General features: G+C 69.3%; 16 protein-coding genes and 1 tRNA gene. 8 read left to right on the plus strand and 9 right to left on the minus strand.

Features of this window, described 5'->3' with window-relative positions; translation table 11 throughout:
* Positions 1 to 121: 121 nt before the first annotated feature.
* Complete coding sequence (locus tag D7V97_RS22080) at positions 122 to 664, minus strand: hypothetical protein (protein ID WP_120612634.1); 543 nt, start codon at positions 662 to 664, stop codon at positions 122 to 124.
* 89 nt (positions 665 to 753) lie between these two features.
* Between D7V97_RS22080 and D7V97_RS22085 the strand changes: the two genes are divergently transcribed.
* The 3 genes from D7V97_RS22085 to D7V97_RS22095 are packed head-to-tail and all read left to right on the plus strand — an operon-like array spanning position 754 to position 3,558.
* Positions 754 to 1,575 (plus strand): phospholipase D-like domain-containing protein, encoded by an 822-nt coding sequence (locus D7V97_RS22085; RefSeq protein WP_233583075.1) that lies wholly within the window; start codon positions 754 to 756, stop codon positions 1,573 to 1,575.
* Positions 1,576 to 1,617: 42 nt separating this feature from the next.
* Positions 1,618 to 2,973, plus strand: coding sequence for an AHH domain-containing protein (locus D7V97_RS22090; RefSeq protein WP_120612636.1), 1,356 nt, complete (start codon positions 1,618 to 1,620; stop codon positions 2,971 to 2,973).
* A gap of 15 nt (positions 2,974 to 2,988) precedes the next feature.
* A complete protein-coding gene (locus D7V97_RS22095; RefSeq protein ID WP_120612637.1) occupies positions 2,989 to 3,558 on the plus strand; it encodes a DUF1629 domain-containing protein in 570 nt (189 codons plus the stop codon).
* Between the two features lie 26 nt (positions 3,559 to 3,584).
* Here the strand turns inward: D7V97_RS22095 and D7V97_RS22100 are convergent, their stop codons facing one another.
* The 3 genes from D7V97_RS22100 to D7V97_RS22110 all read right to left on the minus strand — a co-directional run bounded on the left by D7V97_RS22100 (position 3,585) and on the right by D7V97_RS22110 (position 10,872).
* The gene (locus D7V97_RS22100; protein ID WP_120612638.1) at positions 3,585 to 6,953 is read right to left on the minus strand and encodes a bifunctional LLM class flavin-dependent oxidoreductase/SDR family oxidoreductase; all 3,369 of its coding nucleotides are present in this window, start codon (positions 6,951 to 6,953) and stop codon (positions 3,585 to 3,587) included.
* A gap of 20 nt (positions 6,954 to 6,973) precedes the next feature.
* Positions 6,974 to 8,461, minus strand: coding sequence for a phytanoyl-CoA dioxygenase family protein (locus tag D7V97_RS22105; protein WP_120612639.1), 1,488 nt, complete (start codon positions 8,459 to 8,461; stop codon positions 6,974 to 6,976).
* A gap of 95 nt (positions 8,462 to 8,556) precedes the next feature.
* Positions 8,557 to 10,872: a M20/M25/M40 family metallo-hydrolase gene (locus D7V97_RS22110; RefSeq protein WP_120612640.1), complete on the minus strand. Its 2,316-nt coding sequence runs from the start codon at positions 10,870 to 10,872 to the stop codon at positions 8,557 to 8,559.
* 228 nt (positions 10,873 to 11,100) lie between these two features.
* Between D7V97_RS22110 and D7V97_RS22115 the strand changes: the two genes are divergently transcribed.
* Positions 11,101 to 11,388 carry an ArsR family transcriptional regulator gene (locus D7V97_RS22115; RefSeq protein WP_147444919.1) on the plus strand — a complete coding sequence of 96 codons (288 nt, stop codon included), beginning with the start codon at positions 11,101 to 11,103 and terminating at the stop codon, positions 11,386 to 11,388.
* On the plus strand, positions 11,385 to 11,921 hold the full coding sequence (locus tag D7V97_RS22120; protein ID WP_120612642.1) for a hypothetical protein: 537 nt from the start codon (positions 11,385 to 11,387) through the stop codon (positions 11,919 to 11,921). The genes D7V97_RS22115 and D7V97_RS22120 overlap by 4 nt, the downstream gene beginning before the upstream one ends.
* Before the next feature lie 73 nt (positions 11,922 to 11,994).
* Here the strand turns inward: D7V97_RS22120 and D7V97_RS22125 are convergent.
* A tRNA-Phe gene (locus D7V97_RS22125) sits at positions 11,995 to 12,067 on the minus strand.
* Positions 12,068 to 12,157: 90 nt separating this feature from the next.
* Positions 12,158 to 12,970, minus strand: coding sequence for a sigma-70 family RNA polymerase sigma factor (locus D7V97_RS22130; protein WP_120612643.1), 813 nt, complete (start codon positions 12,968 to 12,970; stop codon positions 12,158 to 12,160).
* Between the two features lie 123 nt (positions 12,971 to 13,093).
* On the opposite strand from D7V97_RS22130, the gene nhaR reads away from it, so the two are divergent.
* Entirely contained in the window at positions 13,094 to 13,993 is a 900-nt protein-coding gene (nhaR, locus tag D7V97_RS22135; RefSeq protein WP_120612644.1) for a transcriptional activator NhaR, read from the plus strand.
* A gap of 15 nt (positions 13,994 to 14,008) precedes the next feature.
* On the opposite strand, the gene D7V97_RS22140 is transcribed toward nhaR, so the two are convergent.
* Together D7V97_RS22140 and D7V97_RS22145 are read right to left on the minus strand one after the other, a co-directional pair.
* A complete protein-coding gene (locus tag D7V97_RS22140; protein WP_120612645.1) occupies positions 14,009 to 15,604 on the minus strand; it encodes an amidohydrolase in 1,596 nt (531 codons plus the stop codon).
* Positions 15,605 to 15,806: 202 nt separating this feature from the next.
* The gene (locus tag D7V97_RS22145; protein WP_120612646.1) at positions 15,807 to 16,025 is read right to left on the minus strand and encodes a hypothetical protein; all 219 of its coding nucleotides are present in this window, start codon (positions 16,023 to 16,025) and stop codon (positions 15,807 to 15,809) included.
* 235 nt (positions 16,026 to 16,260) lie between these two features.
* On the opposite strand from D7V97_RS22145, the gene D7V97_RS22150 reads away from it, so the two are divergent.
* Together D7V97_RS22150 and D7V97_RS22155 are read left to right on the plus strand one after the other, a co-directional pair.
* Positions 16,261 to 17,655: a nodulation protein NfeD gene (locus D7V97_RS22150; protein ID WP_120612647.1), complete on the plus strand. Its 1,395-nt coding sequence runs from the start codon at positions 16,261 to 16,263 to the stop codon at positions 17,653 to 17,655.
* Positions 17,652 to 18,488, plus strand: coding sequence for a slipin family protein (locus tag D7V97_RS22155; protein ID WP_120612648.1), 837 nt, complete (start codon positions 17,652 to 17,654; stop codon positions 18,486 to 18,488). Before D7V97_RS22150 ends, D7V97_RS22155 begins: the two co-directional genes overlap by 4 nt.
* Before the next feature lie 86 nt (positions 18,489 to 18,574).
* Here D7V97_RS22155 and D7V97_RS22160 read toward each other — a convergent pair whose 3' ends face one another.
* Complete coding sequence (locus D7V97_RS22160) at positions 18,575 to 19,090, minus strand: peptidylprolyl isomerase (protein WP_120612649.1); 516 nt, start codon at positions 19,088 to 19,090, stop codon at positions 18,575 to 18,577.
* Between the last annotated feature and the right edge of the window lie 137 nt (positions 19,091 to 19,227).

Here is a 19,227-nt window from a genome sequence, read left to right on the forward strand (position 1 = left end):
GGTGGGGACCTGGCGAGCCTGTGCCCCCGGTCGTCCTCACCCTCGTCCGCGCCCCGACATCCCTCCCAGGCCTACGCCGAGGAAGCGGGGAGGCAGGCGTGCCCCGCCTCGGCGGTCCTGCTCAGGCGCCCAGCACCTGTCGCAGCACGTTGATGAAGTAGTTCTGGCTGCCGACGTGGGCCGAGTACGTGTTCGCGGACTGGTGGAGGCGCTGGGCGACGGCCTCGAACTCCGCCTGGCTGACGTCGCGCAGGGACATGTACAGGCGGGCGGCGGCGCGCAGGTGGGAGAAGAGGGGGTTCTTGTGGTGGCCGTCCGGCCGCCGCGCCAGGTGGCGGTAGAGCTGGGCGAACTCCCGGTCGTTCTCCGGGTGGCGCGTGTCGCGGCAGAAGCCGGCGGCGGTGGCCTCGATGAGGAAGAAGAACGGCTCGTATTCGAAGAAGGGCGGCTTGGCGAAGTTGGGGGGCTGCTTGTCGCCGGTCCACAGCTTCGCGACGGGCAGCAGGTGCACGTGGGCGGTGACGTCGCCGTAGCGAACGGGCACCTCGTCGCCCACGGTCTTCACCCGGCCCTGCTCGTCCCGCTCCACGGGGATGAACAGGCGCATGGGGTCATCCACCTTCACGCCCGCCTTCTCCAGCTCCGCCACCACGTTCGAGTCCATTGCGTTGATGTTCCTCCGGTCCCTCCATCTACCGCGTCGCGCCCGGATGTGCACCCCGGACCGCATTCCAGGAGTCCGGGACTCCTGGTATGAACCAGACACACTCCCCCATGTTCGACCAATTCTTCCGCCAGCAAGGCCCGCAGCCCCTTGAGTTCCTCGGAAAGAGCGACACCGTGCGGCGACTGCACGGCATCCTCGACGAAGCCCGGAAGTCCGTCGTGTTGATCAGTCCCTACGTCAGCATCGACAAGCTGCGCGACCTGGAGCGAAAGATCCGGCAGACCCTTGACCGCAAGGTCGAGGTCACTCTTGTCATTCGCGCCGAGGATGAAAGCACCCGGGGCCCGTCCATCCAGGGCCAGGAGTCACTGACCAAGCTCCTGGAAGCAGGCCTCAAGCTTGCTTGCGTCAAGGACCTGCATGCCAAGCTCTATTATTCCGAACGACATGCACTCATCACGTCCCTGAACCTGCTTGAGTCCTCGTTCAACAACAGCATCGAAATTGGAGTCTGGGTTCCCGCGGAGCGCGCCGAATACGCCCAGATCACCGCGTTCGTGAAGACCGAGATCGCCCCTCATCTTGAGGCATGGGGGCGAGCACGCTCCACGGATGCGCGTCGCCCCTCTCCGCCCGCTGAAGCGAAGCCCAGGTCGAAGAAGGCGCCATCCTCTGTGCCGAAGAGTCCGGACCATGGGTTCTGCATTCGCTGTTGCTGCGAGATTGAATTCTCACCCGACGAACCCTATTGCGATGAGCACTTCGCCATCTGGAATCGCTACGGCGACCCGAACTACACGGATAAGCATTGCCACCTGTGTGGGACGGAAACGCCCGCGACCATGAACAAACCACTGTGTCGCCCGTGCTTCTTCAAGAACAAGGACCCGGACGACATCGCCTTTTGAGCATCTTCTGTCTCTAGAAGAGAGCGCTGTCCAGGAGGCGTCGTGAACGCACGCAGGTGGATCCCCCTGCTACTGTTGCTGCTCGTCGGTTGCGGCACCTCCTCACGGGCCTTCCGACTGGAGACTGGTCAAGGCGATCCCATTGCCTACGTGCCACCCAGCGGCATCAAACCCGTCAAACTGGAGGGAAGCGGTTTCAAGGAAGCGGTCCATCAGTTGGGGCGCGATGCCACCTATTTGGGCCCCCCTCGTGAAGCAGCACTTCGACTGTTCGCGCAGTCCTTGCGCCCACGCACCTATTCGCATGTCAGGGGGAGGCTGGGACTCGTTTCCGTTGAGTCGCCGGAGCGGGCTCACCTTCTGGAGCCTGATGCCAGTTCCGAGCTGACGAGTGCCTACACTCGCTGGTGCAAACGCAAAGGAACTCCCGGGGATTGCCTGCGCCTGCTTGATGACGGGCCCTCACTGGATGAGGAGGGCAGACGAACCCTGGCCTTTCAAATCGCCCTGGATTCCGTCTGGAATGAGACTGTCGATGCGCTGGGAGCACTCACCCATCAAGACGAGATTGTCGCCATGCTGGCCACGACGGGCGCTGTCTACTTCGGCCTCTGGCTGCTCCCCGAGCCGGTCTCCAAGGGCATCGCTGCGGTCCTGACAGTCAGCCTCATTGCCTACCTTGGCTGGGACACTGTGTGGGGCCTCATCCAGGGCTTCCAGGCGCTCGCCGCACAAGTGCGGATGGCCACGACCTTCGACGAGATCCGAGGTGCAGGCGAGGCGTACGGCAAGGTGATGGGCAAGAATGCTGCGCGTGTCTTCGTCATGCTTGCCATGGCCGCCCTCGGAGAAACCGCCCAGACGCTGGCGGCAAGGCTGCCCACCCTGCCTGGCTCGGCACAGGCGGCTTTGTTGGGGGCGGAGCAGGGCGGGTTCCGCCTCTCCGCGGCAGGCCAAGTCACCTCCGTGGAAATGGCGCCAGGAGGCGTCATCACCATCGCTCTAGCCCCAGGGGCAGTGGCCCAGACCGCGAGGGAGACGAGCGCCTCGCGAACCGAAGGAGTGGACGCCAAGGGCCACGAGCATCACATCGCCAGCAACAAATTCGAGAAGGCCACCCACAGCGGTGGGCCGTGGACTCCCAGGTTCCGACAGCTCTTCGAAAAGGCCGGCATGTCGCTGGATGACCCGGCCAACAAGGTGCGCGTCAGGGGCCACAAAGGTCCGCACCCTCAGGAATACCACGAGGAAATCTTCGAGCGGTTGAGGGATGCGACACGGGATTGCGACAGCATGCGACAGTGCCGCGAGTTACTGGTCAACATCCTCGAGAAGCTGGCAAAAGAGATCAACACGCAGAACACCCTGCTCAACAAGTTGGTCACCCGGACCGATTGAAGTCGGGACCCCACCATGGCGACGCGGTACTTCAAGTTGTCGGATGACGTCCATGTTCCTGGCCGGTGGGAACTGGGAACACCCATCGACTCGCGGGGACAGGAGTTCGGGTCACGTGTGTTCCTTCGCGGCGAACCCGCGCAGGCGGAAGCCCGCCTGAGGATCCCCATCTACCAGGCCGGCAGGCCCCTCGACTTCACGCTCGCCGATGCCGGTGCGGTCCCCATCGTTACCGAGAAGGTCGCGACGCTCATGGCGAAGCTCGCATCGGGGGACGTGCAACTCCTCCCGGTGGAGATAGAGACGCGGAAGGAGTCGTACCTCCTCGTCAACGTCGTCCGTATCGTGAAGTGCATCGACGACCAGGCGTCGGAGGAAGTCCGTTACTGGATGCCGGAGGACGGTCGACCGGACCGGGTTGGCACCTACTCCTCCGTCTCCGGGATGCGGATCGACCCGACGAAGGTAGGAACCGCCAGGGTGTTCCGTCCCTGGGGTTGGCACATCGCGCTCATCGTCTCCGAAGACATCAAGAATGCCTTGGAGCACCTCGGCATCTCTGGCGCGAAGTTCAGGGCGGTCTGAGCAGGCGCACTCACACGCCCATCCCGTCAATGGCTTGTGGAGCCGGGAAGCGCGAGCAGCACCGCCGTCGCGAGGCTCCGGAGGGTGGTCTGCTCCAGGAAGCCCACCACCGGCAGCGCCACCCCCAGCTCCGCATCCACGGTGTTGCGAAGCTGCAGCGCGGACAACGAATTGAACCCCATGCCGGTGAGGGTGCGCTCCGGTTCGACGTCCCCCGGCTTCAAGCCCAGGAGGGTCGCGACGTTCGCGCACAGGTATTGCTCCAGCATCCGCCGGGCTGCCTCCGGAGCCGCGGACCGCAACTTCGCCGGATCCAATCCCCGGACAGGAGACGCGGGCTGGGGAACCAGGCGCGAGAACATGGGCCTGCCCGCGAGCACGGGGAGGACCTCGCCCAGCTTTCCCCAATCGAACGACAGCACCGCGACATGGGCCCCGAGCGCACCGGAGCGAAGCCGCTCGAACGCGCCGAGCGCCGCTTCGACCTCCAGGCCCCGCCCCGAATGCAGGGCGCCGGGACGTGAGGTGCGAGCCGTCATGCCGACGTCCGCCCAGGGCCCCCAGCTGATGCTCACGGCGGGACGGCCCGCCGCGACCAGCGCGGGCGCGAGCGAGTCCAGGAACGCATTCGCGGCCGCGGAGTTCCCCTGCCCCGGCGCCCCGGTGATGGAGGCCGCGGAGGAGAACAGCACGAAGAAATCCAGCGGCGTGTCCCCCAGGGCCCGGTGCACCAACCACGCCCCGGAGACCTTCGGTGCCAGCACACGCGTGAACGCATCCGCGTCCAGCCGCGCCAGCGTGCCGTCGCGGAGGACGGCCGCGGCATGGACCACGCCCTTCACCGGCGGCCACCCCCTGCGCCGCAATTCCTCCAGGGCCCGTGCGACGGATCGCGCATCGGAGACATCCGCGGGGACGACCGCCACGCGAGCCCCGGCCTGCTCCAGCGCTTCCACCGCCCTCCGTTGCGCACGCGGATCCGGGCCCTGCTCCATGTCCGACAGCGGCGTGCGCTGCAGGAGGATGAGCGCGCCCGCGCCCCGGGCCGCGAGGTGCCCCGCGACCGCGAGCCCCAGCGCCCCCATCCCGCCGAGGATGAGGTAGCTCGCGTCGGCGCGGTACGCGGGGAGCACGGGCGCGGGGGGCAGCTCCGCCGCCTCCAGCCTCGGCACGTAGGCCCGGCCTCGACGGTAGGCGACCTCCAGCTCACGCTCCGGCGCCAGCAGGGCCGTGACGAGCAGCAGCACGGACCTGTCCGTCACGGGCTCGCGCTCCAGGTCGATGAGCCCCCCCGCCAACGAAGGGTGCTCCGCGAAGAGCGTGCGCGCGAGCCCCCAGGCCGTGGCGGCCTCCGGCGCGGTGGGAGGCCCCTGGACCGCCAGCGCCCCCGAGGTGACGACGATGAGCCTCGCGCCACCGGAGGCGGGATGCGCGGCCCCGCGCGCGGCGGCGGCCAGGACGGCGAGCTTGTGGCCCAGCACGCCGGGATCCACCGAACCGGAACGCTCGCCCGCTTCCCACAGGAACACCACGGTGCCACCCGCCGGACCCGCCGCCAGCGACTCCTTCACCTGGTGCTCGATGGCCCGGGCATCGTGACCGATGACCTCCGGAACCAAGCGGGCCCGCGAGACGCCATGGTCCTCCAGCGCCGCCACCAACGGCGCCCCCAGCTCGGAGCCACTGTCGAGCACGAGCCACGGCCCACCACCAGGGGGCCGTGCATTCAAGGGAGGCATGGGCTCCCAGCGCAGCGTGTAGGCCCCCACCGTCGGCGTGGCCGCGACGCGCTTCTTCCCCAGTCCCTGGATCCGCAGCCCGGTGGCCTCCGCGATGACCACGCCGTCCGCATCCAGGATGGCCACGTTCCCGACGAGCGAGTTCCCATCCTCCGCCTCGGGCACTCGCACGGCCCGGCTGTAGCGCGCGCGGGAGAGCGCTCCCAGGATGCGGAAGCTGCGCATCCCCGACGGCAGGCCCACCTGCCCCGCCCCGGCCTCCGCGCCTTCCGCGAGCGCCGTCGCGATCAACACGGCGAAGCAGTGGTCGAGCAGCGCCGGGTGCGCCTGATACCGGCCCAGGTCCGCGCGCAGGGACGCGGGAAGCTCCAGCTCCGCGAGCGCCTCATCCGCACGGCGCCACAACCGCGAGATGATCCGGAGGCCGGGCCCGGCGGAGTCCCCTCCGGCCTTCAGCAGGCGCGCATAGAACGTCTCACCCGCGAGCACCTCCTCCGCGCGGGCGCGCTGCTCCTCCAACGAAGGCGCCGCCGGGGACGCCTGCACGGGAGGCGCCGCGAGGGGAACGGGCCGGCTCCTCGGAGCCGCCGCGCACAGCTCGCGCAGACGCAGCAGGGAGTGGAGACCTTCGAGCACCTCGCCCGGCTCGTCGACGAAGTCCACCAGGCAGGCGATCTCACCAACGCCCAGCGCCGTCAGGCTCCGCACGAGCGGGACGCACTTCTCCGGTGTGCCGAGCAGGGCGTGTCCCGAGAACAGCCGCTCGAACTGGTGATCCACGAGCGCCTCGATGTCGCCCTCCGCGAGCTGGGACAGGTCCATCTTCCTGCCGCGGCTGTAGGCGCCCGCCTGGAGCAGGGGCGCGTTCGCGAGCAGGTAGCGACGGAACGCGGGACGGGCCTGGGCGCGCACCCGCGCTTCGTCCTCTCCGAGGAACGTGTGCAGCATGACGGTGACGGTGCCGCCGTCCTCGGGGAGTCCCACCCGCTGCCGGCCCCGACGGTAGGCGGCGATCCGCGCCGCCAGCACGTCCAGGTCCTGATCCACGAGGTGGGTGAGGATGTTGGCGCCCAGCGCCCCCGCGGTCTCGAACGTCGCGGCGGAGCCCGTGGACGTGAGCCAGATGGGCAGCGCGCGCTGGAGCGGCGTCGGGAAGATGCGCACCTCATGTTCGAGGCCATCGCCGCCGGGCAGGCTCAACGGCTGACCGCTCCACAACCGCCGCACCGTCTCCACGCCCTGGAGCATCACGCGGTGCCGGTCCTCGTAGGCTTCGGGCGCGAGCGCGAAGTCCCCCGGGTTCCACCCCGAAGCGAACGACGCCACCACGCGGCCGCCGGACAGGTTGTCCACGACGGAGAGCGCCTCCGCGATGCGCACCGGATGGTGGAGCGGGACCACGATGCTCCCTGCGCCCAGCCGCAGGTTGCGCGTCTCGCGCGCCAGCGCCGCCAGGAGCAGCGAGGGCTGCGGGAAGAGCCCGCCCAGGGGCGTGAAGTGACGTTCGGGGACCCAGATGCCGCGCAGGCCCTGGGTGTCCGCGAAGCGGGCCGCGTCGAAGAGCAGCCGGTACTTGTCACCCCGCCCCTCGCCGCTCGCGAAGAAGGACAGACTCCAGTCGACAGCAGGGCCACTGCTGGGGCTTCGCGCGTTCATGTCGCCATCCCTGTTCGAAGTCAGACCGCGGAGCGACGTCCCGCGCGCACCGCATCACTTCCCGGCTCCGGCAGGGCCAGCGCATCGGGTCGGAGCCTCAAGCTGGCGTGGAGCTGCCAGGCCCCGGCGCCCTCCGCGGGGCGGCTGTGCACGCGCACCGCCGCGCCCTCGCCTTCGCGCTGGAGCGACAGCTGGAGCCGCCGCGCCCCGTCCTCCTGGAGCACGAGCGCATGGTGGTACTCGACGTCTTCCACGGACACCGGACGGCGGCCGAGCACCGCCTCCGCCGCCGCCAGCGCCATCTCCACGTACGTCACACCGGGGATGTGGACCGACCCGCGCATCTTGGAGTCCCCGAGGAAGGGCACCGTCCGCGCATCCAGGCGGTTCTCCCAGCAGTGGAGCCCCGGGGCCTCGGCGCGGTCCAGCAACCGCTCTCCCAGCAGTCCATGCGCGCGCGGCGCCAGGCCCGCGAGGAGCGTCCCGGCTTCCTCGTGGAGACAGGCATTGGCGCGGTTGAGCTTCCGCCCTGACAGCAGCACACAGCGGTGCCGCGAGATGTCCAGGTTGGACCCGTCGGTGAAGTCGCCCCGCAGGCGGCCGGGGTAGACGAGCGTGTCGGACGTCGTCACCTGGCAGTGGATGGCGATCCGGGTGCTCGCGGTGTCGTTCGGAAGCAACGCGTGCATCGTCCGCTCCGTGAAGATGACGAAGTCGCCCTTCTTCATCGTCAGCGTGACCACGCTCTCCGCTGGTGCGTCGAAGGGGAGCGTGATGGCGGCCTGGAGGCTGGACAGCCAATTCCTCACATAGGTCTTCAGCGCGTCCCGTGACAGGAGGTGGGCGTCAATCCCGTCGAACATCCGGGACGTGTCGACGTCGAGCACCAGCCGGTTGTCCCGGGCCCGCTCCACCAGCGTCGCCACGTCGGGGTCCCCGAGAAAGGGATCTCGGAAGAACGCCGAGTCGACCAACGGCACCCTCTGGATGGGGAAGCGCGTCTTCTGCGAGCCCCGGATGAAGCGCAGCGGTCCGTTGTCCGGCGTGAGGTCTTCGAGCGCCACCCAGACGGTGAGGTTCCACCAGTCCCCACCGACACTGGAGGGGATCAGCCCCGGGCGGTCGTTGCCAAGCTCCTCGCCGTTGAACCAGCCCCACTCCTGGTGCCAGCCCATCTCCCCATCCCCCAGCGCCCTGTGGAAGATCTTCGAGCGCCAGAGGAGCAGGTCCTCCCCCGCGAGCTGCTGGAGGCGGCGGACGATGGCGGGGTGCGTGAACAGGCGCATCGCCAGCGGCGACACCAGGTGCCAGTCGCGCACCGAGAACCGTCCATAGAGCGGGTGGCTCCGACGGTTCGACACCACGTCGTCGAGCTCGCGTCGCAGCGCATCGACTTCATCGATGGAAAGAAAGCCGGGGAGCGGGCCGACAAAGCCATCCCGTTCGAAATCACGCTGCTGCTGCTCCGATAGACTGAGTTCCCACGGATGCTGCCCCCCGGCGCGCATACTGATCCTCGCAGGTAGGGGCAAAACGCTAACAGGCGGTTTTCCATGCCGCCAATGGCCAGATGGGCAGGTATCTGTCCAACCCCATACACTGATCAGAAGCGGAAGCGCTGCGAGTCGAACGTCGAGCCCGCCAGGTAGAACGGCACGCTCATCAGGTCCGGGGCCTCGTGCGAGCCGGGCAGCGAGTAGGTCCGGTCGATGACGCGCAGCTCGACGGGACGCGCCTCCGCCAGTTCGAGCACGAGCTCGAAGCCTTCGGAGGGAACGCCCAGGTAGCGGAAGCCCCACGGCCGCTGTTCGTTCGACAGGTGGGGCGGAGACTCCACGACATCGCGCCCATCGATGCGGGCCCGGACGACGGTGGTCTCCGAGGAGACGATGACCGTCAGCTCCGGGGCCTGTCGCGCGGAGCGGACCTTGAGGCGCAGACGTCGCCCGGGGCCCGCCGGCTCGTCGGCGAGGAGTTCCACGGTTGGGGCTGGAAGGGACTCCACCGGAGCGCTGCCGGCCCGGGTGACGTAGGCCAGGTCATAGGGGCTGATCACGCCCGGCCCGGGACGCGCGGTCTGCGAGGGAAAGAGGCGGGCCTGGGCAGGAGGCGGCTCGTCATCCGTGGTCAGCCACCAGGCCTGCCCCGAAGCCTGATCCACCGCGTACGTGAGCCCCGTGGGCCGGGGCTTCTCCACTGAAAAGCCAGACCTGCCGAGCGCGACGCCCAGCAGGACCACGCCCACGATGGCCAGCAGCGCGGCGGGACGGAAGGACCGGCCCGCGCCCAGCAGCTCGACTTGGGGCAGCAGCGCTCCCATCAGCAATGCCACCACGGCGACGGCCACGAAGCCGCGCTGCACCTGGAGGGCGACGAACAACAGGAAGGGGCCCGGAGCGGCGACGGCAATCACAGGCACCGCGGTCAGCAACAACACTGCCAACGATAGGGAGGTGCGTCCGGTGCGACGGGCCCAGGACAGGGCCGCGAATCCCGCCAGCGCACCCGCCAGCGGCCACGCGAAGAAGTAGCTGGCCCCGGGAGCCAGCACGCTCGACACCGCGAGCCCGACGCTCCACGGAAGGAGGGCACCGAGCGCCACCTCCTCCGGCGTCCGCCAGCGGCGCAGCAGGCGGTACAGCGCCGCGGTCACACCGGCGCCCATCCCCGTCAGCCCCAGTCGATACCACGTCGCCTCATAGGGCTCCCGCATCAGCGCCAGGGACGGATCCGTGCGACGAAGCACGAACAGCACGGCACCCGTCGCGGCCATGGTGAGGACGATGCTGGCGAGGAAGCCAAGCGCACCGAGCGCGATGCCCCGGAACGAGGCGGCGCCCGAGCTTCGGGCGCGAAGCATGACGGCGACCTGGGCCAGCAGGATGAGCGCCGCGAAGGGAAGCACGAGGAAGCGCGGGTAGCGGACCATCCAGCCCAGGAACACGTCGAAGAAGACGGCGTCCTCCGATGGAAGCTGGCGCAGGTCGCGGTCGCCGAACGTGCGCCCCAGCGCGAGCGCATACATGCCCATGTGCTGCACGCTGCGCAGGTCCAGGTGGTCGAGCCGATCCAGGGCCGTGTGGTAGTGCGACGAGGAGTCGGAGAAGCCGAAGTTCATCGCTGGCACGCCCGCCTCGCGGAAGACGCGGAGGTCGGTGGAGTGTCCGAGCCGGCGAGCCACCTCCGGGAACAGCGAGGACACCACGGGCCGGGGAACCGACTCCGCGATCGCCTGGATGAGGCGGGCGTTGCCCTGGCTGGTCTCGTACAGGACGGTGGCGCCGCTCGTGCCGCGTGAGTCGAAGTTGATCACCACGCCCACGTCACGGGCCCACGGGTGCTGCGCACGGAACGCCTGCGCGCCCAGCGCGCCCGCCTCCTCCGCGTCGGTGAAGAGGAAGAGGAGGTCGTTGCGCAGCGCCCCCGTGGCCTTCATCGCCCGGAGCGTCTCCAGGAGTACGGCGACGCCGGCCGCGTCGTCACCCGCCCCAGGGCTGTGCGGCACGGAGTCGTAGTGCGCCATGAGCAGCACGGCGCCGGTCGAATCGGTCCCGGGCAGGCGTGCCATCACGTTGTCCACGTGCGCGGCGTCGTAGGGAAGTCCCCACCACGCCCCGACCACCGACGTCGACTGCACCTCTCCCTTCAGGCCCAGTTCGGCGAGCCGACGCAGCAGGTACTCACGGGCCGCGCGGTGCGCCGGAGTGCCGGAGGGGCGAGGCGCGCGCGTGAGGGCCTGGAGGTCGGTGCGAGCACGCTCGGCGGAGAACTGTTCGGGGGCGGCCTGCGCACCCACGACGCGGGGCGGGGTCACGTCCCACAGTCGCAGGACGATGAGCAGCAGCAGCCATGCGCCCACCAGGAGCCGCCAGGAGAGGGCCAGGCGAGCAGGGGCGTCGGTGGGCTTCAGGTCGTTCACGGACCCCGCAGGATGAGGGAAGCGAGGTCCGACGGTCGGACAAAAAGAAAGGGCGCCAGACCGGAGTCTGACGCCACGCCCTGAACTCTTCGTGCTGTCTTCTTCCCAAGCAAGATGCTGATACTTTACCAATCATCTTGGCAGTAGTACCAAAGTGATTGGTAGAGTTGCTTCGTGCTCGAAGATGGCTCTCGGCTCTTTGGTACTTCGACCAGGACGGCGGTGCTCGTGGCCACCCGTCTGCTCGAAGAAACCTATCCCAGTGAGTTGGCGGCCCTGCTTGGCGTACGCCCCTACACTGTCCAATCGATTCTGGCGTCGCTCGAACGGGAAGCGATCATCGTCAGTCGGTTGATGGGGCAAACGCGTGTGGTCTGCCTGAACCCTCGGTACTTCGCGCACGCCGAACTCAGCGCGCTGCTCTGGAAGCTCGGAGAGCGCGACTTGGACCTCCAGGCCAGGCTCGCCGCGCGACGGCGCCGTCCCCGCCGCGCTGGCAAGCCGGGGCTCTCGTGATCGAGCCTACGTCTTCACTCACGGACATTGCCTTCGCCGTGTGCACCGCACTGGATCGCCAGGGCTTCCGCGCAGTGCTCACGGGCGGAAGCGCGGCGACCTACTACGCGCCGGAGGCATACCAATCAGGAGACCTCGACTTCGTGATCACCCTCAGGGGGACGGGAGGCGAAGCGGCGCTGGCCGCGCTCGGCTTCACGAGGAAGGGAGACTTCTACCGTCACCCACGCTCCCACTTCCTTTTGGAGTTTCCGAACGGGCCGCTGGCGGTGGGGGACGACCTGATCAAAAGCTGGAGCACCGCGCGTCGTGACGACGAGCTGCTGTACGTCCTGTCGCCCACCGACTCATGCCGTGACCGACTCGCGTCCTTTCTCTTCTGGAACGACTTCAGCGGCCTGGAACAGGCGCTCGCCGTCTTCCACGCACAGGCCCATGAGGTGGACCTGAACGTCATCAAGGACTGGTGCCGGCGCGAGGGTCACAGCCAGAAGTTCGGCCTGTTCGCGTCACGCATTGGCGCCGCTCCCTGACGATTCCACGAGAGGACAAAAAGAAAGGGCGCCAGACCGGAGTCTGACGCCCTGAACTCTTCGTGCTGTCTTGTGCCCAAGGGCGGAATCGAACCACCGACACGGGGATTTTCAGTCCCCTGCTCTACCGACTGAGCTACTTGGGCGTGCTGCGTTCTGCGCGCGGCAGCGCCGATTTACGAGTCCTTGCCCGCGCCGTCAACCTCTTTCCACGCGGCCCGTCCCTCCCCTACCGATCAGGCCGCCAGCCGCAGGGCCTCGCCGTCCCAGGCCGTGCACCCCGCCGTCAGCCGCTGGCGCAGCTTCTGGCGCAGCCCCTGCTCAATCTGCCGGATGCGCACCGCCGTCACCCCGAAGCGCCGGGCCAGCAGCTCCGCGCTCACCCCGTCCTCCACCAGCATCCGCTCCTTCACCAGCGCCTGCTCGCGCGCGTCCAGCTCCGGCCAGGCCTCCGCCACGCTCTGGTGAAGCTTCCGCGCCCACACGTCCCGGTCCGCCAGGTCCTCCTGCGAGTCCAGGTCCGACTCCAGCATGTCCAGCTGCGTCACGTCGCCCTCCCAGCCCAGCGGCGCGTTCAGCGACACGTCCTTGCCCAGCGCCTCCGACCCCCGCGTCACCTCCTCCTCCCGCTTCCCCAGCGCCTCGGCCAACCGCTTCATCACCTCCGGGTGGCCCTCGCCCCACCGGGCCTCCAGCCGCGCGCGCTCCCGCCGAAGTTGGAAGACAATCCAGGGCGCCCGGCCCCCCGCCACACTCCAGGTGCGCGACACGTAGGCCCGGATGCGCGCGCGGATCCACTGCTGCGCGTACGCGCCGAACGGCACGCCCCGCTCCTCGAACCGGCGCGCCGCCTCCACCAGGCCCACGTTGCCTTCCGAGACCAACTCGTCCAGCGACAGGCCCGTCCAGCGGTACTTCCACGCCAGACGCCGGACCAGCTCCAGGTGCCCCCGCACCCGCGACTCCACTTCAGCGGCATCCACACCGGCGTCGACACCCGCGTCGACCCCCTCCATCGTGGACACGCGCTCCTCGTAGATGGCTTCCATGAACGCACCTCCCCAATCAGTCCTCCGCACACCCATCGCGCGGTGACAGGCGTAGAGATAAGTGCCCGGCATTCATAAAAAAATAAGCTAGTTTGGATGAATCCCTTCGGTTATTCCTAAGTCATGGCCTGGCTCAACTACCACCATCTCCTGTATTTCTGGACGGTTGCGCGGGCGGGCAGCATCGCCAAGGCGAGCGAGGAGCTGCACCTCGCCCAGCCGACCATCAGCACCCAGATCAAGCTTCTCGAGGAAGCCCTGGGCCACCAGCTCTTCGAGCGCAAGGGCCGCAAGCTCGTCCTGTCCGACGTGGGCCGCACCGTCATGCGCTACGCGGATGAGATCTTCCGCCTGGGCAACGAGCTGAAGAACGTCGTCTCCGGCCTGCCCACCGGGCAGCAGCTGCGCCTCAACGTGGGCGTGCTGGACGTCATCCCCAAGCTCGTCGCCGAGCAGCTGCTCAAGCCCGCGCTCGACGCCGGCCCCTCGCTGCGCATCATCTGCCGCGAGAGCCCCCTGCCCCAGCTGCTCGCGTCGCTGGCGCTGCATGAACTGGACGTGGTGCTCGCGGACGCGCCCGGCTCCGAGCCCGTCAGCGTCCGCTCCTTCAACCACCTGCTGGGCAAGTGCGGCGTGACGTTCTTCGCCGCCGCGTCGCTCGCGCACCTGCGCAAGGACTTCCCCCAGTCCCTCAACGGCGCGCCCATGCTGCTGCCGTCGGAGGAGTCCTCGGTGCGCCGCTCGCTGGACCTGTGGTTCGAGCGCCGGGGCATCCGCCCCCTCATCGCCGGTGACTTCGACGACAGCGCGCTGCTCCAGGCCTTCGGACAGAAGGGGCACGGCATCTTCGCCATGCCCTCCATCATCGACGAAGAGGTGCAGCGGCAGTTCAACGTCACCGCCATCGGGCACACCGACGAAATCGAGCAGTGCTTCTACGCCATCACCGTCGAGCGCCGCCTGCGCCACCCCGCCGTCGTCGCCATCGCCGAGGCCGCGCGCTCGCACATCTTCGGCGGGTGAGTCACCCGCGTCGCGTCACCCGGCGGCGGCCCGGAACACCTCCGTGCCCGCCACCACCGTGGCCAGCACGCGCGCATCCACCAACTCGTGCGCGGGTCCCTCCAGCGGATCCGCTGAGAGCGCGACGAAGTCCGCGTCCAGGCCGGGCTTCAACCTGCCGCGCCTCGCCTCCTCGAACGAGGCCCACGCGGGTCCCACGGTGAAGCCCTCCAGGGACTCGGCCGCGCTCAGGCGTTCGTGCGGCCACCAGCCGCCCTCGGGCCAGCCCTTCGCGTCCTGCCGCGTGCGCGCCGCGTAGAGCCCCGCGAGCACGTCCGGGTTCTCGATGGGGAAGTCACTGCCCAGCGCCAGGTGCGCGCCCGCGTCCTTCAGCGTGCGCCACGCGTAGGCGCCCTTCAGCCGCTCGCGTCCCAGCCGCGTCTCCGCCCAGCGCATGTCGCTGGTGGCGTGCGTGGGCTGCACGCTGGCCACAAGCCCCGCGGCGCCCAGCCTGCGGATGTCCTCCAGCCGGAGGATCTGCGCGTGCTCCACGCGGTGGCGCAGGGCCTTCGTCCCCGTGCGCTCCGCTCCGCGCAGGAGCACGTCCACCACCAGCGTGTTGGCGCGGTCACCGATGGCGTGGATGCACACCTGGAAGCCCCGGGCCATGAAGGCCTGGGCGCGTGCTTCGAGCTCCTCGGGCGCGAGGAGCAACAGCCCGCGCTGGCCGGGTTCGTCGCTGTAGTCCTCGTGCAGCGCCGCGCCCCGACTGCCCAGCGCTCCGTCCGCGAGGAACTTCACCGCGCGCATCGACAGGTGACGGCCCTGCCACGGGCCCTGCTCCAGGTAGGCGTGGCGCTCGTCGCCCTGGCCCGCGGCCATCGCATACACTCGCAGCGGCAGCGTCCCCGCCGCGTCCCAGGCCTGCAACATGCGGAAGGCGCCCAGGTCCATGCCGGCGTCGTGCACGCCCGTGAGGCCCACCTGGGCACAGCGCTCCAGCGCGGCGCGCAGCCGGATTTCCAACTGTGCTGGCGTGGGGGCGGGCATCGCCGCGGCCACGGCGTCCATCGCGTTGTCCACCAGCACGCCGGTGGGCTCGCCCCTCGCGTCCCTGAGGATGCGGCCTCCTTCCGGATCCGGCGTGTCGCGCGTGATGCCCGCGCGGCGCAGCGCCTCTCCATTCACCCAGGCCGCGTGATGATCCACGCGCGTGAGGAACACCGGCGTCGTGGGGAAGCGCGCATCCAACTCCGCGCGGCCCGGGAACGCGGCGCCGGGCCACTCGTTCTGATCCCAGCCCTTGCCGAGCAGCCAGTCCCCCTGGAAGCTCGACGCGGCCGCTCGCGACAGCCGCTGGAGGACGTCCTCCACCGAGGGCGACTGCTCCAGGCGCACCGTCGTCAGGCTGCGCCCCAGGCCGTGCAGGTGCGCGTGCGCGTCCACCAGGCCGGGCACCACCGTGGCCGCGCCCAGGTCCACTTCGCACGGACCCGGACCCGCGGCGGCGCGCACCTCCGCGAGCGTCCCCACCGCGAGCACCCGCCCGTCGCGCACCGCCAGCGCCTCCGCGCGCGGCCGCTCCGGATCCAACGTCCACACCCGCTCCGCCTTGTAGACCGTGGTCTCCACCGTGTGCTGCCCTCCTGGAGTCGCGCCGGCTTCGCCTGCCATGCCGCCGGGGCCGGACCGTAGGGCACGCGTGTTCCCGGTGGAAACCCTGGTCGCGCGACGGGCACGTGACACGGGGGGCACGTGTCACGGAAGGAGCACGGGGGCTCATGGAACTCGTGGCCGGACGCGCTCCTCACGCCCGGCCACGGAAGTCCCGGGACTACTCCGCTTCGGGGGTGCCACCGTCCACACCCGCCGCGTTGTTGATGGGGCTTGCAGGGCCGGGCGGTTCGTCGGGCACGTTCTGGATGGGCTCGCGGACCGTGTCCGGTCCCTGGATGGGATTCTGGTTCTCCGTTCCGGGAGGCTGGGTGGTCTTGCAGGCCACCGCTCCAGCGGTCAGGCCCAGAGCAGCGATGATCAGCACGGCACGGCGCATGAAACCTCCTCGGGTGTTCAAGAGAGCGACCCTAGGAGAGGTGCGTCCTCCTCCAGCAACGCGCATCCCCTGCAACGTCCACCTTTGGATGCCCAGGCGGGATTCCGGGCCCTCCCTGGCCGGACGCCCTCCAGGCCCTCGGCTTCGCGGCCCTGTCTCCCACGGTCCCGATGCACAGCGTTGCCACAGTCCGTGTGCGTGAGGGTTTGTGCGCACCGGAAGGAAGCGGCCGGCAATGAGGGAGCGCGTCGATAGAGCCTCGGACAGAGCCTCGGGATCCTTCCGTTTCGCGGAAGCCCGAGGTCGTCGCGGAGGCTGGTTGCTGATCTGCGTCTTCCTCCTGCTGGGCCTCTGCGCTTCAGGGCCCCCCGCCGCCGCTTCGCCCCTCATCGCGCGGTGCGAGCTGGAGGGCGTGGTGGATGCCGGTTCGGGCGCGTACCTCGCGGACTGCGTGAAGCGCGCGGAGGAGAAGGGGGCCCAGGCGCTGCTCGTGCGGCTGGACACCCCGGGCGGCTCGCTGGAGGCCACGCGCGCCATCGTGCGTGCCTTCCTGGGCTCGCGCGTCCCCGTGCTCGTCTGGGTGGGCCCGTCCGGCGCGCATGCCGGCAGCGCGGGCGTCTTCATCGCGCTCGCGTCGAACGTGAGCGCCATGGCGCCCGGGACGAACATCGGCGCCGCGCACCCGGTGGGGGCTCGGGGCGAGGACGTGGATCAGCAGGGCGGCGAACAGCTCGCGCGGAAGATCGAGAACGACACCGTGGCGTTCGCGGAAGGCATCGCCCGGCAGCGGGGCCGCAACCCCGAGTGGGCCGCGGCGGCCGTGCGTGACAGCGCCAGCGTCCCCGCCGACCGCGCCGTGGCGCTCCGCGTGGTGGAGCTCATCGCCCCCACCGAGGCCGCGTTCCTCACCGCCGTGGACGGTCGCCGCGTGGAGGTCGCGGACGGTGACACCGTGACGCTCGCCACGCGCGAGGCGCGCATCGAGTCGCTGACGCCAGGGCTATCCCAACGCGTGGTGCATGCGATTGCGCAGCCGTCCATCGTCTACCTGCTGTTCCTCGTCGCGGCGCTGGGGCTGGTGGTGGAGCTGTCCCATCCGGGCGCGGTGGCGCCGGGACTCGTGGGCATCGTGGCGCTGGTGCTCGCGCTGATGGCGTCGGCCACGCTGCCGGTGCGCTCGGGCGCGCTGGTGCTGATGCTCGTGGGCGTGGGGCTGATCATCGCGGAGCTCTTCGTCACCAGCGGGCTGCTGGGCGCCGCGGGCACGGGCCTGCTGGTCCTGGGCGGCGTGTTCCTGGTGGACCGCTTCGAGCCGGACTGGTTCGTGGAGCCGTCCTTCCGGCCGTCGTGGACCGTGATGCTGCCCACCGCCCTGCTCTTCGCGGGGGCCGCCACCTTCATCGCGTACCGCAGCGCCCAGACGCGCAAGCTGCCGCAGCGGGGCGGTGACGCGGGGCTCGTCGGGGAAGCGGGCACGGCGCTCGGGCCCGTCACGCCTTCGGGCGGCGAGGTGTTCGTCCACGGCGAGCGCTGGCGCGCCGTCTCCTTCCAACCCATCCACGAGGGCGCCCGCGTCGTGGTGCGCGCCGTGGAAGGGCTCACCCTCACCGTCACGGAGGCGATGCCATGATCGAGCTGCTCGGCGCCCTGGGATTCGTCATCCCGCTGGTCCTGCTGTTCCTCCTCTTCGTCTCCGGCGTGCGCATCGTCACCGAGTACCAGAACGGCGTCGTGTTCCGGCTGGGCCGCTACGTGGGCCTCAAGCGCGCGGGCTTCCGCTGGCTCATCCCCTTCATCGAACGCATGGTGATCATCGACCTGCGCACCGTGGCGCGCGACGTGCCCCCGCAGGACGTCATCACCAAGGACAACGTCAGCGTGAAGGTCAACGCCGTCGTCTACTTCCGCGTCATCCAGGCGGACAAGGCCGTGCTCCAGGTGGAGGACTACCTCTACGCCACCAGCCAGCTTGCGCAGACCACGCTGCGCGCCATCCTGGGACAGGTGGAGCTGGATGACCTGCTGTCCCAGCGCGAGCGCATCAACCACGAGCTGCAACAGGTCTTGGACGCGCGCACCGACCCGTGGGGCGTCAAGGTCTCCAACGTGGAGGTGAAGCACATCGATCTGCCGCTGGAGATGCAGCGGGCCATCGCGCGTCAGGCCGAAGCGGAGCGCGAGCGGCGCGCGAAGATCATCGCCGCCGAGGGCGAACACCAGGCCGCCGAGAAACTCTCCCTGGCCGCGGATGTCATCAGCCGCAACCCCGCCACCCTCCAGCTGCGCTACCTCCAGACGCTGGTGGAGATCACCGGCGGCGGCAACCACACCATCCTGCCCATCCCGCTGGACCTGCTGCACACCCTCGGCGCCATGGGCACCCGGCCCTCCCGGCCTGAGCCGGCACGGTCCGACCGCGAGGAGGAGGACGAGGACGCGTCACCCGGACATGGCCCGTCCTGACGTCCGTGCACGGGCTCCGGAAACGAAAAAGGCCCCCCGCGCGTGACGCACGGGGGACCTCTTCGCATCGGACGGACCGCCGTGGATTACAGCTGGCCGCTGTCCGCGATGACGACGGGCTGGCGCGTCGCGCCGGACTGCGAACCCACGGCTTCAATCTTCTTCACGACGTCCATGCCCTCGACGACCTTGCCGAAGACGACGTGCTTGCCGTCGAGCCACGGCGTGGGGACGGTGGTGAGGAAGAACTGCGAGCCGTTGGTGTTGCGGCCGGCGTTGGCCATGGACAGGAAGCCCGGGCCCGTGTGCTTGTGCTTGAAGTTCTCGTCCTCGAACTTCTCACCGTAGATGGACTCGCCGCCCGTGCCGTTGCCGGCGGTGAAGTCTCCGCCCTGGCACATGAACTGCGTGATGACGCGGTGGAAGGCAGAGCCCTTGTAGTGCAGCGGCTTGCCACTGCGGCCCACGCCCTTCTCACCCGTGCACAGGGCGCGGAAGTTCTCGGCGGTCTTGGGAACGTCGTCGGAGAACAGCTCCATCACGATACGGCCGGCGGGCGCTCCACCGATCGTCATGTCGAAGAAGACCTTGGTGTTTGCCATGTTCACGTGCTCCACGGTGCGGGTTGAGCCAGAGGCTTGAAATCAGCGCGATACGGGGCGTTCGTGCCGGGACGTACCAGACACGACCGTCGCGAAGGCAGCAGCTAGCACCGTCCGCGTGCGCTGCGGAACAAATC

The organism is Corallococcus sp. CA053C, assembly GCF_003611675.1.
Taxonomy (GTDB): Bacteria; Myxococcota; Myxococcia; order Myxococcales; family Myxococcaceae; genus Corallococcus.

Excerpts from the sequence above, each read along its gene's own strand:
- D7V97_RS22080 (WP_120612634.1), bottom strand. The coding sequence starts at position 664 with ATGGACTCGAACGTGGTGGCGGAGCTGGAGAAGGCGGGCGTGAAGGTG.
- D7V97_RS22085 (WP_233583075.1), top strand. The coding sequence starts at position 754 with ATGAACCAGACACACTCCCCCATGTTCGACCAATTCTTCCGCCAGCAA.
- D7V97_RS22095 (WP_120612637.1), top strand. The coding sequence starts at position 2,989 with ATGGCGACGCGGTACTTCAAGTTGTCGGATGACGTCCATGTTCCTGGC.
- D7V97_RS22100 (WP_120612638.1), bottom strand. The coding sequence starts at position 6,953 with ATGAACGCGCGAAGCCCCAGCAGTGGCCCTGCTGTCGACTGGAGTCTG.
- D7V97_RS22105 (WP_120612639.1), bottom strand. The coding sequence starts at position 8,461 with ATGCGCGCCGGGGGGCAGCATCCGTGGGAACTCAGTCTATCGGAGCAG.
- D7V97_RS22130 (WP_120612643.1), bottom strand. The coding sequence starts at position 12,970 with ATGGAAGCCATCTACGAGGAGCGCGTGTCCACGATGGAGGGGGTCGAC.
- nhaR (WP_120612644.1), top strand. The coding sequence starts at position 13,094 with ATGGCCTGGCTCAACTACCACCATCTCCTGTATTTCTGGACGGTTGCG.
- D7V97_RS22145 (WP_120612646.1), bottom strand. The coding sequence starts at position 16,025 with ATGCGCCGTGCCGTGCTGATCATCGCTGCTCTGGGCCTGACCGCTGGA.
- D7V97_RS22150 (WP_120612647.1), top strand. The coding sequence starts at position 16,261 with ATGAGGGAGCGCGTCGATAGAGCCTCGGACAGAGCCTCGGGATCCTTC.
- D7V97_RS22155 (WP_120612648.1), top strand. The coding sequence starts at position 17,652 with ATGATCGAGCTGCTCGGCGCCCTGGGATTCGTCATCCCGCTGGTCCTG.
- D7V97_RS22160 (WP_120612649.1), bottom strand. The coding sequence starts at position 19,090 with ATGGCAAACACCAAGGTCTTCTTCGACATGACGATCGGTGGAGCGCCC.